Here is a 15274-nt window from a genome sequence, read left to right as displayed (position 1 = left end):
GTGCCGCTCCCGTAGGGAAGCCAACCCTACCCGTCAGTGACTGCCAGATACTCACACTTACAATTAAAAGGAGTTATTCATGGTTATGCATGTCGTGGATGAAAATGCGCAGGTCTCCGCACTGAGTTTTCAGTATGGGAAAGCGCCAGTGGAAGTTTCCGACCGGGAAATCAAAGCCACTGGCTCTGCACGCGCACAGAAGTTACTGGAAGATTATTACGAAGCAAAAGTGTCACTGGACACCGAATTTACGTATTGGTACACGCAAAAATGGCGTGAAGCCGAAGGGCAACACCCTATGGTTCGCCGTTCAATGGCGCTGAAATGTGGCTTTGAACATTTGACCCCGATGATCACCCGGGGTGAGTTGCTCGCAATGCAAAAAACGCGCTACGTGCGTGGCGCCTACATCATGCCCTGGACCTCTAACCGCTATCCGTTAAATAGCGAAGAGCAAATGGAAACGGAAGCGGCGCGAGCGGCAACCCGTAGCCTCGAAGAAGTCACCATCGTGGCTGATGGCGGCGGTAACGTCACCGAAAGCGTGGGCAATGTGCTGTCGATTTCAAAACGCTTTGGCGTACGCCGCGAAGAATACCCAATGGTCGTTGAACTGTGCCGCTACTGGAAAAATAAATCCGTAGAAGACAGCTCGTTCATGTGGGCGGCGATGCACCCGCGTTTCGAACAGTATATGAACATGAAAAAAGCGGTTCTGATGTGTTCTGATCTCGAAACCTCAGTGCGTCATGGACGTAACGTTGTTAATTTCCAGTATCCGTTGCAGCTTGGCCTGAATGGCATGATTGAAAAATGCCATCGCAAAATCGCAGAAACCAAAAACATCACTACAGAACAACTCGCCTTCTGGCAGGGTACGATCCTTGTGATTGAAGGGGTTCAGGTCTGGGTGCAAAACTATGCCCGCGAAGCGCTGCGCATGGCATCTGTAGAGCAAGACCCGCAAATGCGGCGCGAACTTGAGCAAATGGCGGACCGTCTGACGTGGATTGCTGAGCACCCGCCGCGGACGTTCCTTGAAGCCAGCCAACTGATGTGGACTTGCCATATCGCCGTACTGAATGAAATTCAGGGCTCCGGGATTTCGCCAGGACGCATCGGACAGATCCTCTATCCATGGTGGAAAAAAGAAACCGACACGGGCACGCTCACCCACGAGGAAACGCTTGAGATCCTCGAATGTATGCGTGTCAAATTTACCGGTATCGATCTGGCGATGGCCGTTGGAACTATCGGTTTACTGGCTGGCAGTACGTTCAATAACGTCGGCATTGGCGGCCTGAAACCCGATGGCTCCTCGGCTGAAAACGAACTGGAAGAGCTGATCATGGAAGCCGCCATCCGCTGCTCCACACCTCAACCAACGCTCTCGATGCTGTATGACAATAAGCTCAGTGAGAAATTTATCCTCAAGGCCGTCGAGTGCAACAAAACCGGCTCCGGCTTCCCGGCATGGGTCAACAATCGGGTTTCCATCGAATACCAGATGAAGACCTTCGCCGAGGAAAAAATCTCTCTCGAAGATGCCCGAAGCTGGACGATTGGTGGTTGCCTGGAGATCCAACCCGGTGCGCTGGTAAACGGTGCGCTGGGCGCGGGCTCCTACAGTTCTACCGGCGTCGGTTTTATTAACATGCCGAAGATCCTCGAATTGGTGCTTTGGGACGGTATCGACCCACGCACCGGTACGCGAGTCTTTGCCTCGCATGGCAGTAAACTGAAAAGCTACCCAGAATTGCTAAGTATCTTCAAAACGTGGTTCCGTGAAGTGGTCGTGCTGTTTCAGGAAATGTTCAACATCAAATCGGACTCTACTATTGATGTTGATAACCCCATTTTCTATTCAGCATTGATGGCTGACTGCATTGATTCTGGCACCGATATCGATCGAGGAGGCAGTCGTTACAACCGCTGCTTTACGACCTGGATTTCAGGCTAGGTCAATCTCACCAATTCGCTGGCGTCGATTCGCAAAAATATCTACGAGGATAGCGCATTTACTCTAAGTGAGCTGAAAGAGGCCCTGGATAGCAATTTCGGCTATCAAAGCACCGAAGTTACCGGCAGCTACTCAATGTTTGACCAACAGCGTATCGACCAGAAGTGGGCGAGAATTCATTCCTTGTGTATGTCTGCGCCAAAGTTCGGCAATGATAATCCACAAGCAGATGGTATCTATAAAGAGATAGTCGAATACTTCCGCGATATCGTGCCACAGGTCAATGACGTATTTGGTCGTCCATGGGTGCCTTGCATGCTCTCCGTGACCACGCACGGTCCACTCGGTCAGGCCTGCGTCGCATCTGCGGACGGACGACTGGCAGGCTTGACGCTCGCCGACGGTGCACAATCACCGTATCCAGGTACGGACACCAGCGGACCTTACGCCGTCTTTAACTCTGCTACCTGTATCGATCACTCAGACTTCCTCAATACGCAGCTCAACACAAAAATCCATCCTTCAGCCATTCGTGGTGTGCAGGGTTCCCGCAAGCTGCATGAACTTATCCGCGCGTATATGGATAAAGGTGGATACCACATCCAGTTCAATATCGTTGACTCTCGCATGTTGCGTGACGCCCAACAGAATCCCGCCAGCTATCGGGACCTGATGGTACGCGTTGCCGGGTTCACGCAGTACTGGGTTGAACTGTCCAAACCTATCCAGGATGAAATTATTTCCAGAACGGAATACGAGGAAATTTAAATGACTACGATGACTTGCAACGATTGCCAACGTTGCGCCCCATTTGACGTGTTCAAAGGCACCTGCGAAACCACTCAGGCCCGCGTTCTGGTAGACAGTGAAGCCTGTCATCAGTTTGTTCGTTACGATAAGTGCAAATTCTGTGCGAAGTACCAAGTCAAACCAGGCCATGAATTCATCGGCGTCTGCGGTGAATGGGATGTCTATCCAGATATGAAAGCCTGCGAGCGCTTCATCAGTAAATGATCCACATTCGGGGCCGTTATGCGGCCCCGTTCTTTATGAGCAAACCGATATGCAAACGAATGAAGATCTGGCCCTTATTTTTGATATTCAGGGATTTTCGGTACACGACGGTCCGGGTGGCCGAAGTTTAGTTTTTTTTAAAGGCTGCCCACTGCACTGTAGCTGGTGTAGCAATCCCGAGGGCATTTCGCCTCGCCGCGAAGTGATGTTTCGTTCAGACAGCTGCATCCGCTGTACCGACTGTATTACAGCCTGTCCTTCAGCCGCGGTGACGCAACATGCGCCGAATACCTTACCACTGTTTGACAGAAGCCTCTGCAAGGACTGTGACACACCATCCTGCGTTGAGCACTGCTGGCATTCAGCTCTCGGCGTGGCCGGACGCTTTATCAGCCAACAAGAATTGATGCGCAAAATCGAACGCGACCGTCGCTTTTGGGGCAGCGGTGGCGGCGTCACTCTTGGCGGAGGCGAAATGATGGGGCAATACAAGTTTGCGGCACGTTTCCTCGAAGCCTGTCAAAAAAGCTATATCCACACCGCAATCGAGACCTGCGGTTACGCCTCATGGGCACACTATCAGGACGTTCTGCCGCACACGGATTGGGTTTTTGTTGATTTAAAGCATATGGACGATCGGTGCCATCGCGCAGCGACCGGGGTATCAAACCGGCTGATTCTGGAAAACATCCGGCGCATGGCCACAGAATATAATCACTACCGACTGATGCCACGTATACCGGTTATCCCGGGGATCAATGACGACCCATCAAACATAGACGCCAGCGCACAGTTCTTGCTCTCTTGTGGCTTACATGAAGTCAATCTTCTGCCCTTTCATCGTCTGGGAGATTCTAAATACAGCCAACTTGGGTGTCAGTGGCCATGGGCGGATACCCCATCGCTGACCGAGGACGCCTTAGAACAGATTCAATGGCGTTTTATCCATCACGGGATCACCTGCTATTGCGGTAGCGATACCCCATTTTGAATTGAGGCCTTTTGTGAGGGCGACGGGGAATCTATAATCACTTCCCCGCGTAGATTCATAGAGACCAGGATGACAACGAAAGGCAGAAAAAGGGATAACAACGTGCGTACGGCGATTTTGGATAGCCTGACCGCAATGATTACCGAGGGTTGTGGGTTGGCGCATATTCCCATCGAGCGGCTGGCGAAGCACGCGGGTGTCAGTAAAACGACCATCTATAAATGGTGGCCGGGTAAAGAGGACATTTTCTGTGAGGCGTTTTTTCACTGGACCGATAATCATCTGCCCACACTGGCCTTCGCCGATCACGGTGCAGAAACCTTTTTCCAGCAATTTTTGTTGCGAGCCACTGAGATTCGCCAGTTTCATCGCGGCGCGATTGCCCGCACGATGCTGGGTTTAACGCTTGAACATGACGCTATCGCCCAACAATTTCAGCAAAACTATCAGTTGCCGCGTTATCAGGCGATGCAACGTAGTCTGCAAGAGTGGCTAGGAACAGAGGCTAAACGTGAAGATATCAGCTTGTTTCTTGACCTCACATTTTCCCTTATCTACAACTTCTCCTCTCCCAACATTGCACAAACCGACGCGCATTTGTGTGAAGAGATAACCCGAGTCTTCCACCTTATCTTCCCTCAGGTGACGCTACGGCAGGTCAACGATAATTAACGATAACCTGATTACTCAAAACATTGAGCGCTGGAATGAGTCGTCCACCGCCAGGGACTTCCCAGACAAAACGCAGCGGTTCGGAAGCGGGAATGTTCTGCAATCCCCACGTATTCCCGCTTTGACCGTCCAGTTCAACGCAGCGCGTTGGTGAACATAAGCGTACGCGCAGCCCGGCAGGCGTCGGGCCAATCAGCGTGTAGCGCCAGGCAATCATCGTGACCAGCCCGCTTGACGGTTGAGAAGGCACCAACGGCGGTGATGACATCGACTCCCCGCGATGACTCAGAATGATGCCTCGGCTACTGGACTGCCAGGCGCCCTCACCTGCAGCTTGAACGCAAAGCGGGAGGAGTAATAGCCAGAATAAATGACGCATTATTTGCCCCCGATAGTGGCCGTCATACGGATCTGACGGTTATCCGACAGTTCCAGATTTGACAACACTACCAGTTGCGGCAGATTACGCCGCAGGAAACGAGACAATAAAGGACGAAGCGCATGGTTCACCAGCAGTACCGGTGGCGAGCCGAGCATTTCCTGCCGTGACAGCGCTTCCTGAGTCTGAGCCAGGAGTCGGTCAGCAAGCCCCGGCTCCAGCCCGCCGCCGTTTTGCAGTGCCTGCAGCAGCAAACGTTCCAGCGGCGTATCCAGACCAATCACTTGTACTTCGCCATTCCCCGGGAACCATTGCTGAGTGATGGCGCGGCCCAATGCCACACGCACCACGTTGGTAAGTTCATGCGGGTCGGTCTGCACTGGTGCATGTTCCGCTAGCGTTTCCAGAATGGTGCGCATGTCACGAATCGGCACTTTTTCATCCAGCAGATTCTGCAACACTTTATGCAACGTGGTCAGATTCACTATGCCTGGAACCAGATCTTCGGTGAGCTTCGGCATTTCCTGGGTGACGCGGTCAAGCAGTTGCTGCGCTTCCTGACGACCAAACAACTCGGCGGAATGCAAACTGATCAGGTGATTCAAGTGTGTCGCGACCACGGTACTGGCTTCTACGACGGTGAAGCCCTGGATCTGTGCCTGTTCTTTTAGGGCGCTTTCAATCCAGATGGCTGCCAGACCAAATGCCGGATCAACCGTCGGCTCACCCGGTAATGTCCCCGCCGCCGTGCCGGGGTTAATCGCCAGCCAGCGGCCTGGATAGGCGTCACCGCTGCCGATATCAACCCCTTTGAGCAGAATACGATAACGCGCCGGAGGAAGATCCATGTTGTCGCGAATGTGCACCACTGGCGGCAGAAAGCCCATTTCCTGCGCGAATTTCTTACGAATCGAACGGATACGCCCCAGCAACTCGCCATCCTGCTGCGAATCCACCATTGGGATGAGGCGATAACCGACTTCCATCCCCAATGTGTCTTCCAGTTGGACATCGCTCCACGTCGCTTCAATGGCCTGCGGATTTTCCTGAGTACGCACCGGAACCGCTTCTGCTGGCGCTTGTTGCTCGCGTCCACGTAACCACCAGGCGAGGCCCAGCAGTGCGGCAGTAAAAAGCAGGAACACAAAGTTCGGCATGCCCGGCACCATGCCCAGCAAACCCAATACGGCGGCACTCAACATCATAACGCGTGGGTTACTGAACAGTTGGCCCACCATCTGTTCGCCGACGTCCTGATCGGTGGCAACGCGGGTCACGATGACACCTGCTGCGGTTGAAATCACCAGCGCCGGGATCTGAGCGACAAGACCATCACCGATCGTCAGCAAAGTGTAAGATTCCGCCGCCTGACCCAGCGACAAATCGTGTTGCAGAACGCCGACCAGCAAGCCGCCGATCACGTTGATAACCATAATCAAAATACCGGCGATGGCATCCCCGCGAACAAACTTACTCGCACCATCCATCGAACCGTAAAAATCCGCTTCCTGAGTCACATCTGAACGGCGGCGTTTGGCCTCATCTTCGCCGATCAATCCGGCGTTCAGGTCGGCGTCGATCGCCATCTGTTTACCCGGCATCCCGTCCAGCACAAAACGCGCACCAACTTCGGCGATACGCCCCGCACCTTTGGTAATAACCATAAAGTTGATAATGACAAGGATAATGAAGACCACGATACCGATGGCAAAATTACCGCCAACCAGGAAGTGACCGAATGCCTCAACCACTTTCCCCGCCGCCGCGCCGCCCGTGTGCCCATCCATCAGAATGATACGCGTTGAGGCCACGTTCAGCGCCAGGCGCAGGAGTGTGGTAAACAGCAAAATGGTCGGGAAAGCCGCAAACTCAAGCGTACGCTGAGTGAACATCGCCACCAGCAATACCATGATCGACAGTGCGATATTAAAGGTAAACAGCAGATCGAGGACGAACGCCGGTAGCGGCAGCACCATCATCGACAAAATCAGCAGGATCAGCACTGGCCCGGCAAGAATTTGCCATTGGGTTGATTTCCAGTTCGTGGGCAGACGCAGCATTGCGACCAAATTAGCCATCAGTGTCATTCTCGTTCAGAAAATCCAGTGCTTCAGGCACCGGTAAATTATCAGGTTTTTTCGGCGGTGTGCCGCCTGCCAGACGCCAGCGTTTAAGCTGCCAGACCCAGGCCAACACTTCAGCCACGGCGGCGTAGAGCGTGCCAGGGATTTGTTGACCAATTTCGGCATGGCGATAGAGCGCACGGGCCAGTGGCGGAGCCTGTAAGACAGGAATGCGGTTTTCCTCACCCAGCTCACGGATTTTCAGTGCAATCAGACCCGCACCTTTCGCCACCACTTTTGGCGCGCTCATTTTGTCTTCTTCATACTTCAGCGCGACCGCATAGTGAGTCGGGTTCGTCACAATGACGTCTGCTTTCGGCACATCGCCCATCATGCGACGACGCGCCGCTGCACGCTGCATTTGGCGAATGCGCCCTTTCACGTGCGGGTCGCCTTCGCTCTGTTTGAACTCATCACGGATATCCTGGCGGGACATACGCAATTTTTTGATATGACTGTAAATCTGGAAGAAGACGTCGAAACCGACCATTGGGATTACGCCCAGCGCTACCAGCAAAGCACATAGCCCCACCATATTGAGGGCGTTACCCATTGCGGTCATGGGCGATTCGCTGATAAGGCGCATCATGTCCGGCCAATGCATCCAGACAAAAAATCCGGCGACACACCCCACCAGCACCGATTTCAGGATAGCTTTCAGCAATTCCGCGGCGGATTGCGCAGAAAACATTTTTGCAATGCCCGGTAGCGGGTTGAGCTTATCGAATTTGAACGCCAGCGATTTCGGGCTAAACACAAGACCGCCCAGCATCACAGGGCCCAGGATCGCCATCACCACCACGCCAACAATCAGCGGCATCAATGCCAGCATCGCTTGCTTTAGCAGTAAAATGATTTGCCCGAGAATAAGATTGGGATCGTTGACGATACTGTGGTCGAAATGTAATCCGGACGACAACAGGCCCGCCAGTCGACGCGCCAGCGATTCACCACCTAGCCAAATGACGCAAACCCCTACCAGTAAAATCAGCAATGATGTCAGTTCGCGCGATCGCGGGATCTGGCCTTCTTCACGTGCTTTTTCAAGTTTTTGGGGTGTGGGGGCTTCTGTTTTGTCGTCGCTTTCGCTCTCGTCTGCCACGTTACATGCTCGCGTCACTTCTAATGATGACTATTTTGCCAGAGCCTATCTGTGGCAATGGGTGGAAAAGCCCAGTGAAATGTAGCTTTTTAGGCTGTTTGCGCCTGACTGAAACTTGCAGCAGAAGCTCCGATTCCGCACTTGTCATAAATTCGAAATTAAAAAAACAGTCCTTACCAAATAAAAAGGGATGTTACATTTATTTTGCAACGTGATAAGCCAGCTATTTTAGCCCTAAATTCGCATGTAAAATATATACTTCAAATCACTATCATTCGTTAATGATATTATTTAGATCTTTTTTTGATCAATTACACCCAATCTAAAGGCATACTCTAAAAACATTCCTAAAATATCATTTTGATATTATCCTACTTATGGCATCAGAATTATTAATGTTATAGTAGGCGCAGCTATCGCTGGGTTAACCATTTCAAATCTTCTTAGAAGAAGGAATCTCTATGAACGTAAAATTCAAACCATCGCTAATATTAGCGACTCTCTTAACCGTTACCTCTATTTATAGTTATGCCGCAGAAGAAAATGCCGGGGTGATTCATTTTACGGGCGAAATTATTGAGCCTAGCTGCGTGATTGAAGGTGATGATGGGACTGACAGTACCGTACCTCTGGGGACATATCCAACCTCCCTTTTCGCCAAAGTAGGTGACGAATCTGACCTCGTTCCCTTTACAATCAAACTCGCCAGTTGCCCGGTTGCCAGTGACGGTCTGGCTCAAGTGCAGTTGACTTTTACAGGGGCAACGTCGCTGACGGGTTCTAACACCCTTCTTGACGTCAGCCAGATAACCACTGAAGGTGATCCTGCTGCTACCGGCGTTGGCATTGCAGTGAGTCCGAAGGACGATAGCAAGAGCCTACTGACCTTTGACGGTGCAGATGGTCAGGTTCATATCGATCTCCCGAGCGTCGCTGACGATATTATTGAGACCTCTTTCAATGCCCGATATAAGTCTTTTGCCACCGATGTCAAAGCAGGCCCGGCTGATGCCGATATGACGGTGAATATCCTCTATCGCTAACCCTTCACATCACTGTCATGTATATATTATCGCTATATGGCAGCGATTATTTAAGCGCAGTACCTCAGAAAATCACCTGGGATATTGCGCTTACGAATATTTCAGAATTTATTCATAAAGGGAGAAAATGACAATGCGTATTTTTATGCCAGCGACACTCTCTGTTGTGCTGCTTTTTATTTCAGCCAGTCATGCTGCAGGTATTCAGGTAGGCAGGACACGCATTATATACGAAGCCAGCAAAAAAGAAGTGGCTCTCCCTCTTATCAACAAGGAAAAAGAGCTACCATGGTTGATTCAGTCGTGGACAGATACTGGCGATGGTAAAACCCGTGGACCGTTTGTCGTTACGCCCCCTCTTTTTCGCCTCGACCCGCAGAAAGAACAAAGCCTTCGCATTACCTGGTCCGGCGCCTCAATTCCCAACGACAGAGAGTCGCTGTTCTGGATTAACGTGCGCACTATTCCAGCTGTCGCTAAAGACGACGATAACAAAAATGTACTGCGCTTAATCTATAAAACTCGTATGAAGCTTTTCTGGCGCCCAAAAGGCCTGAAAGGAACGTCTATTGAGAATTGCAAAAACCTGCGCTTTAGCCGCCAGGGTCCGACGTTGAAAATTATCAATGACGGAGAGTACTACAGCGTCTTTGATAGATTGCAACTGGACGGTATTGTAGTAAAAGAGGCTGATTTGGTCGCCCCAAAAAGCAGTGTCAATGCGGTGTTGCCACCCGCTGCCAGTGGACGAAACGTGAATTGGCGCTGTATCACCGATTACGGTAACGCTAGTGATAAATTTACCGCAGCGTTGAACTAACGTGATGAACAGTATGACGACGTACACACACCTCTACCTTTTGGTCCGCGCGCATAAACGACTTTGTCCTCTCGCCTATTCTGTCGGCGTAATATTACTCATGACCGCAGCCGATGCGCGTGCGCGCGATTATTATTTTTCCCCTTCTTCACTTGAAGGTGAAGCCCAATCGCAGCCAGATGTCGATCTGTCGTTGTTTTCAAAAAACAATGCACAGCTACCCGGTGCTTACGCTTCGGTCATTATGTTGAATGAGGAGCGGCTTGAAGAGACATCCATCACCTATATCAATAGCAAAGATGGAGCCTTAACCCCGCAACTGACACCAGACCAGTTAAGAAAATGGGGGATCCGTGTTGAAGCGTTTCCTGAACTGTCCCAACAGCCCGGTAATAAACCCTTAGCAGCACCGTTAGGGGACTTTATTCCTGCCGCTTCAGCCAGTTTTGATTTTAACAGCATGACGCTGCACATCAGCATGCCGCAGGCGGCTCTCAGCAATGAAGGTCGCGACTATATCGATCCTTCACGTTGGGACGATGGTGTTACCACTGCCTTCGCCGATTATTCCTTTTCCGCTTCACAGCAAACGGGCGGCGATGACAGTACGCAAAATAATCAATATCTTAACCTGCGCAGCGGCGTAAACCTGGGAGGCTGGCGTTTACGTAATTACTCAACATGGAGTCACTCCCAAGAGACGAATACCTGGCAAACCATTAATACTTCTGTTGAACATGACATCGACGACCTGCGAGCGCAGTTTGTGGCTGGCGAAAGCAGTACCCGGGGGGATGTTTTTGACAGCGTTCAGTACAAGGGAATCGATATCGCCACTGACGAGGATATGCTGCCCTATAGCCAACGTGGCTTTGCTCCTGTTATCCGAGGTATTGCCGCAAGTAACGCCGAAGTATCAGTCCGACAAAACGGGTACCTTATTTATCAAGCCAACGTCGCGCCGGGGGCTTTTGAAATTAAAGATCTCTATTCGACCACTAACAGTGGCGATTTAACGATAACAGTAAAAGAAGCCGATGGAACTGAACATCAGTTTGTCCAACCTTACTCTAGCCTTGCCGTCATGCAGCGCCCCGGGCACACAAAATACGAAGCCACGGTTGCCCGCTATCGTGCTGAAGGAGGAACAGATGCCAATGAACCTCTGTTTGCTCAGGGCAGTGTCATCTATGGACTGAATAATACCTCGACACTGTATGGTGGCATCACAGCCTCGGAAGATTATCTTGCGGCGAATGCAGGTACTGGTGTAGCACTTGGATCGTTAGGCTCCCTGTCCACCGACATTACCCTTGCACAGACGCATCTCGATAACGATGAAAGCAGTACCGGGCAATCCTTGCGCTTACTGTATACGGGTAAAATCGATACAACCGATACCAACTTTACGCTCGCAGGCTACCGCTATTCGACCCAGGGGTATTACAGCTTCGCGGATGCCAACCAAAAATATGATGCCGAAGAAAATGACTGGCAGTTCCGTTACAACAAGCACAACCGCATTCAGGTCAGCATCAGTCAGAACGTACTCGACAGCAGCCTTTACCTGAATGGTTATCAGCAAGATTACTGGGATACAAACCAAAAAGAACGCAGCCTGTCGGCAGGCATCAATCGAATGTTTTACGGTATGAGTTTTCATCTGACGTACACATATAACAAAATGGATGATAGCGCCACCGATCAGATGCTCTCCTTCGGCTTTAGCGTCCCACTGAGTCGATGGCTCCCCAATAGCTGGGCCAGCTACAATATCAGCAGCAGTAAGCAAGGCGATACGCATCAAAATGTCGGCTTCAGCGGAACCCTTCTCGACGATCAGAGGCTCAGCTATTCATTACAACAAAGCCGTAGTAATCATGATGGTGAAAGTAATAGCAGCGTATACAGCACCTACCGTTCTCAATACGCCAATCTGAACGCAGGTTATTACTACTCCTCGGATAACTCGCAACAATTAAGCTATGGGGCAAACGGCGCTATTGTCGCTCATCCGCATGGTGTAACACTCTCGCAACCTCTGGGTGATACCTTTGCGATCGTTAGTACCGGGAATGCTTCGGGTATCCGTTTCCAGAATGAGAGGGGTATCACAACTGACACATTCGGCAACGCGATTATTCCCTCGCTCAGTCCGTATCAGATTAACAATATCCGTGTCGACACCACCAGCCTGCCGGACGATGTCGATACTGCAGCCACCACCATCACGACGATTCCCAGCCGCAGCGCTGCGGTTGCTGCCAGCCTTGAGGCACACGTTGGCTATCGCGCCTTAGTAAAACTTTCCCGTCCAGGAGGCCGCACCGTGCCCTTTGGTGCCATTGCCTCTGCTGACGAACAGGGTGTAAGCGGGATAGTCGATGACACCAGCACGCTTTACCTGTCAGGCATCAGTGAAAATACCGTGGTCACAGTCACGTGGGGAAAAATGCCCGATCAGCAATGCGCGACACAGATCACTATTGATAGCACACAAAATCCAGCCAATCCAACCGGCATCCGTACAGTCAATGCGCTCTGCCAACAGGTGAATGCTCATGCAAAATAAGTTCGTTCTCCCCCTCATTATTACGGCTGCCCTTTTTTTATCGGGAACACAAGCAATGGCTGCCGCAACGGTTCTGCAAAATTGCTTTGCGGGCCCAATGCCTTACAGCATCAACTATAACTATGAGCTCCCTGCTAGTGAAAATATCGTTGCTGGCACCGTCGATCATCATGAGCATCTGGTCGGAGAGCTAACGACAATAGAAGCAAACTGCCAGTGTCCTGAGAGTCTGAAGTCGAATACGCCAATCCTTGAACTCTCCGCCGCTGGTAGCCCACTTTCGGCGGGCGTGAATGGTTATGGTTATTTAACTGACAGAATTGATATTGATGTTTCCGGTTATTCTGATGCCATCAATTCCCCAGATGGGAGTGGCCTGTCTGAACTTAAAATTAATCAATACCCTACCAGCCCCTCAAACAGAGCCAGTACGACAGAATCTATTAAATCTACTGAGGACTCAACCAGCGTATGTAGCGATAGCACTCGCCCTACCGGTGGGGTCTCAACAAAACGTCAGTTTCGCTGGAACGTCATCGTAATGAAGATGTACATCAAAAAGCCGATTCTCGGTGAAGAGATCATCCCCTTAACCCCTGTCGTCCAGAACTTTGCCTGTCTTTCATTTGGGTCAGGCGCTGGCTGTGACGCTACGAATGCTTCCCCTGTTTCCACGATTTCGCTGTCTGGTTCCCTCACAGCGCCACTCAGTTGCGTCATAAATGCAGGAAGTACCATTGAAGTCGAATTAGGAAATATCGTCAGTTCTCAGTTTTTGGCTAAAGGTTTACCGCCAAGCGGCTATACCCTAAAGAACGTTGATATCAGCTACCATTGCACCGATCCTGCCGTACCCAACAGCAGTAAAATCAGGCTATCACTCAGCGCAGATCAGGGCATCAGCGATGCCGACAATCGTTATATCGCCAAAATGCTCGACAGGGACGATATTGGCGTGCGGCTGTTTGATGAAAATCACAACAGTGTGGTATTGGATGGAACGGCTGACTTCTCCGTGCCATTGGACGATGACGGCAACGGCAGCATCCGTCTGAAAGCGGCCCCTGTTAGCACCACCACCAGCAAGCCCGAACCTGGTAAGTTTGAAGGCAACGTAACCGTCAAAATGGATTTGCGCTAATGCGCTTATGAAAGGAAAGCGATTTCTCAGGCATAGCGACCTGAGAAATCGTAGAGAAAGTCAGAAACCTAAGCTATCCAGCAGGTCATCAACCTGATCCTGGCTTGCAACAACACCCGCTTTGTTGGTATCCATCTGTGGGCCATTAAGCAGACTTTCGGTTTCACGCTTCTGCCGCGTGGACGGATCCGGAATATTCTCCAGCAGCACCATCAACAGTTGGCGTTCGATTTCCTGAACCACGTCCATCATCCGCTTAATCACCTGCCCGGTCAGATCCTGGAAATCCTGAGCCATCATGATTTCCAGCAACTGGGCATTGGTGAAACTGGTGTGTTTAGGCACATCCGCCAGATAACCGCGAGTGTCATTGACCAGTTCACGCGCATCACTCAGTTCGATAGGATTTTCAAACCATTCATCCCAGCGGCCAGAAAGCGCTTTCGCTTCTTTTTCCATCTGATTTTGATGCGGTTGTGACAATTCGACGCAGTTCAGCGCACGTTCTGCCGCCTGCGCGGTCATCTGCACCACATAGTCAAGGCGATCACGGGCATCCGGAATTGCTTCCGCAGCCTCGGCAATGGCTTGATCCAGGCCGAGTTCACGCAGGCTATCGCGCAGCATCCGCGTCAGGCTGCCAATCCGGGCGATGATATCGCCCGCTGAGTGCTCGTCAGTCGGTTTTACAGGGAGTTGAGTCATTTTATTTGCCTCACATGCCGAGCTTTTCGAAGATTTTGTTCAACTTCTCCTCGAGGATCGCTGCCGTAAATGGTTTTACGACATACCCACTCGCCCCGGCCTGTGCAGCGGCAATAATGTTCTCTTTCTTGGCTTCCGCCGTCACCATCAGCACGGGCATCGCCGCCATCGCGCCATCGGCACGGATGGTTTTCAGCAGGTCCAGCCCATCCATGTTCGGCATGTTCCAGTCTGAAATCACGAAACCATAACCGCCCGCCTGTAACTTGTTCAGCGCATCCACGCCGTCTTCCGCTTCTTCAACGTTGTTGAATCCCAGCTCTTTTAACAGGTTACGCACAATGCGACGCATGGTGGAAAAGTCATCCACAACCAGAAACTTAAGCTCTTTATCCGCCATTTACCTTCACTCCTCTTAAATACGTATTGCCTGTCCGGCACTGATTTTCGCCAGCATTTGCTGGCTTACCTGGCTGAGATCGACCACTTCGCTGACGCCACCCATATTGATGGCCTCACGCGGCATGCCGAACACCACACAACTTGCTTCATTCTGCGCAATGGTCCAGGCTCCGGCCTGGTGCATGGCGAGCATTCCGGCGGCACCGTCGTTGCCCATCCCCGTCAGGATCACCCCAACGGCGTTGCGCCCCGCATGTTTCGCCACCGAATGAAACAGCACATCCACAGACGGACGGTGCCGGTTAACCGGCGGACCGTCATGAATCTTGATGCACCAGGCTGGCGCCTGG

General features: G+C 51.4%; 14 protein-coding genes and 1 pseudogene. 9 read left to right on the top strand and 6 right to left on the bottom strand.

The window, feature by feature from the left end; all coding sequences use genetic code 11:
• Positions 1-79: 79 nt before the first annotated feature.
• The 5 genes and pseudogenes from VH187_RS16255 to VH187_RS16235 form a co-directional block, all read left to right on the top strand.
• Positions 80-2296: pseudogene (locus VH187_RS16255) on the top strand (pyruvate formate lyase family protein); the annotation flags it as partial.
• A complete protein-coding gene (locus tag VH187_RS16250; protein WP_329702551.1) occupies positions 2276-2728 on the top strand; it encodes a glycine radical domain-containing protein in 453 nt (150 codons plus the stop codon). The pseudogene VH187_RS16255 and the gene VH187_RS16250, both read left to right, overlap by 21 nt.
• A complete protein-coding gene (locus tag VH187_RS16245; protein ID WP_329702499.1) occupies positions 2729-2974 on the top strand; it encodes a hypothetical protein in 246 nt (81 codons plus the stop codon).
• Positions 2975-3023: 49 nt separating this feature from the next.
• Positions 3024-3965 (top strand): glycyl-radical enzyme activating protein, encoded by a 942-nt coding sequence (locus tag VH187_RS16240; protein WP_329702498.1) that lies wholly within the window; start codon positions 3024-3026, stop codon positions 3963-3965.
• 102 nt (positions 3966-4067) lie between these two features.
• Positions 4068-4637 carry a TetR/AcrR family transcriptional regulator gene (locus VH187_RS16235; protein WP_329702497.1) on the top strand — a complete coding sequence of 190 codons (570 nt, stop codon included), beginning with the start codon at positions 4068-4070 and terminating at the stop codon, positions 4635-4637.
• On the opposite strand, the gene flhE is transcribed toward VH187_RS16235, so the two are convergent.
• Genes flhE through flhB form a run of 3 tightly spaced genes read right to left on the bottom strand, consistent with a single transcriptional unit; the run spans position 4624 to position 8241 of the window.
• On the bottom strand, positions 4624-5016 hold the full coding sequence (flhE, locus tag VH187_RS16230; RefSeq protein WP_329702496.1) for a flagellar protein FlhE: 393 nt from the start codon (positions 5014-5016) through the stop codon (positions 4624-4626). The genes VH187_RS16235 and flhE overlap by 14 nt on opposite strands.
• The gene (gene flhA / locus VH187_RS16225; protein WP_329702495.1) at positions 5016-7094 is read right to left on the bottom strand and encodes a flagellar biosynthesis protein FlhA; all 2079 of its coding nucleotides are present in this window, start codon (positions 7092-7094) and stop codon (positions 5016-5018) included. The genes flhE and flhA overlap by 1 nt, the downstream gene beginning before the upstream one ends.
• Positions 7087-8241, bottom strand: a complete 1155-nt coding sequence (flhB, locus tag VH187_RS16220; RefSeq protein WP_329702494.1) for a flagellar biosynthesis protein FlhB — start codon at positions 8239-8241, stop codon at positions 7087-7089. Before flhB ends, flhA begins: the two co-directional genes overlap by 8 nt.
• 461 nt (positions 8242-8702) lie before the next feature.
• Here flhB and VH187_RS16215 point away from each other — a divergent pair, with 461 nt between their 5' ends.
• The 4 genes from VH187_RS16215 (at position 8703) to VH187_RS16200 (ending at position 13817) form a co-directional block, all read left to right on the top strand.
• On the top strand, positions 8703-9284 hold the full coding sequence (locus VH187_RS16215) for a fimbrial protein (RefSeq protein WP_329702493.1): 582 nt from the start codon (positions 8703-8705) through the stop codon (positions 9282-9284).
• A gap of 127 nt (positions 9285-9411) precedes the next feature.
• Positions 9412-10104 (top strand): fimbrial biogenesis chaperone, encoded by a 693-nt coding sequence (locus tag VH187_RS16210; RefSeq protein ID WP_329702492.1) that lies wholly within the window; start codon positions 9412-9414, stop codon positions 10102-10104.
• A gap of 100 nt (positions 10105-10204) precedes the next feature.
• Positions 10205-12676: a fimbria/pilus outer membrane usher protein gene (locus VH187_RS16205; protein WP_329702491.1), complete on the top strand. Its 2472-nt coding sequence runs from the start codon at positions 10205-10207 to the stop codon at positions 12674-12676.
• The gene (locus tag VH187_RS16200; protein WP_329702490.1) at positions 12666-13817 is read left to right on the top strand and encodes a fimbrial protein; all 1152 of its coding nucleotides are present in this window, start codon (positions 12666-12668) and stop codon (positions 13815-13817) included. The genes VH187_RS16205 and VH187_RS16200 overlap by 11 nt, the downstream gene beginning before the upstream one ends.
• A 60-nt stretch (positions 13818-13877) precedes the next feature.
• On the opposite strand, the gene cheZ is transcribed toward VH187_RS16200, so the two are convergent.
• From cheZ to VH187_RS16185, 3 genes are all read right to left on the bottom strand, one after another.
• Positions 13878-14522: a protein phosphatase CheZ gene (gene cheZ / locus VH187_RS16195; protein WP_329702489.1), complete on the bottom strand. Its 645-nt coding sequence runs from the start codon at positions 14520-14522 to the stop codon at positions 13878-13880.
• Between the two features lie 10 nt (positions 14523-14532).
• Positions 14533-14922: a chemotaxis response regulator CheY gene (gene cheY, locus VH187_RS16190; RefSeq protein ID WP_329702488.1), complete on the bottom strand. Its 390-nt coding sequence runs from the start codon at positions 14920-14922 to the stop codon at positions 14533-14535.
• Between the two features lie 15 nt (positions 14923-14937).
• Positions 14938-15274 (bottom strand): chemotaxis protein CheB (locus VH187_RS16185; protein WP_329702487.1); only part of this gene is annotated, 337 nt, incomplete at its 5' end.

The organism is Scandinavium sp., assembly GCF_036271055.1.
Classification (GTDB): Bacteria; Pseudomonadota; Gammaproteobacteria; order Enterobacterales; family Enterobacteriaceae; genus Scandinavium.
The sequence above is the reverse complement of the archived record's forward strand: the minus strand, read 5'-3'. Positions and strand labels throughout refer to the sequence as shown.

What these genes read in the sequence shown, in the direction of transcription:
- flhA (WP_329702495.1), bottom strand. Translation starts at nt 7,094, where the DNA reads ATGGCTAATTTGGTCGCAATGCTGCGTCTGCCCACGAACTGGAAATCA.
- VH187_RS16240 (WP_329702498.1), top strand. Translation starts at nt 3,024, where the DNA reads ATGCAAACGAATGAAGATCTGGCCCTTATTTTTGATATTCAGGGATTT.
- flhE (WP_329702496.1), bottom strand. Translation starts at nt 5,016, where the DNA reads ATGCGTCATTTATTCTGGCTATTACTCCTCCCGCTTTGCGTTCAAGCT.
- VH187_RS16200 (WP_329702490.1), top strand. Translation starts at nt 12,666, where the DNA reads ATGCAAAATAAGTTCGTTCTCCCCCTCATTATTACGGCTGCCCTTTTT.
- VH187_RS16245 (WP_329702499.1), top strand. Translation starts at nt 2,729, where the DNA reads ATGACTACGATGACTTGCAACGATTGCCAACGTTGCGCCCCATTTGAC.
- VH187_RS16215 (WP_329702493.1), top strand. Translation starts at nt 8,703, where the DNA reads ATGAACGTAAAATTCAAACCATCGCTAATATTAGCGACTCTCTTAACC.
- cheY (WP_329702488.1), bottom strand. Translation starts at nt 14,922, where the DNA reads ATGGCGGATAAAGAGCTTAAGTTTCTGGTTGTGGATGACTTTTCCACC.
- VH187_RS16210 (WP_329702492.1), top strand. Translation starts at nt 9,412, where the DNA reads ATGACAATGCGTATTTTTATGCCAGCGACACTCTCTGTTGTGCTGCTT.
- cheZ (WP_329702489.1), bottom strand. Translation starts at nt 14,522, where the DNA reads ATGACTCAACTCCCTGTAAAACCGACTGACGAGCACTCAGCGGGCGAT.
- VH187_RS16250 (WP_329702551.1), top strand. Translation starts at nt 2,276, where the DNA reads ATGCTCTCCGTGACCACGCACGGTCCACTCGGTCAGGCCTGCGTCGCA.
- VH187_RS16205 (WP_329702491.1), top strand. Translation starts at nt 10,205, where the DNA reads ATGACCGCAGCCGATGCGCGTGCGCGCGATTATTATTTTTCCCCTTCT.